Raw genomic sequence first — 261 nt, 5'->3', positions numbered from 1 at the left:
CTGCCGATCCCGGACTGGCTCATGACCTATGTCGGCGAGGCCAATGGCCAGATCGCCCTGCCGGTGCTGGAACGGGCACGCCGCCTCTATCTCTCAAAAGTCGCCGAAGGCAAGGTTCGAAACGAGTGCTATTTCGCCATGGACGCGACCCGGCCGAATGACCCGGGTGACCTGTCGGATGGCCGGTTTTATGTGATCTGCGAGGCCGACAGATCGTTTCGCGTCATTTCCGCAGGACATGGCGGTGGCCGCAACCTCCAG

At 62.1% G+C, this 261-nt stretch carries 1 protein-coding gene; it reads left to right on the top strand.

All coding sequences use genetic code 11. The features are described 5' to 3' along the window. Positions 1 to 21: 21 nt before the first annotated feature. On the top strand, positions 22 to 261 hold a 240-nt coding region (locus SB772_RS42465), incomplete at its 3' end, for a hypothetical protein (RefSeq protein ID WP_410838828.1).

Source organism: Paraburkholderia sp. SIMBA_030, assembly GCF_046535245.1.
Lineage (GTDB): Bacteria > Pseudomonadota > Gammaproteobacteria > Burkholderiales > Burkholderiaceae > Paraburkholderia.
Note: the sequence above shows the minus strand (reverse complement) of the source record. Positions and strands in the feature narration are given on the sequence as shown.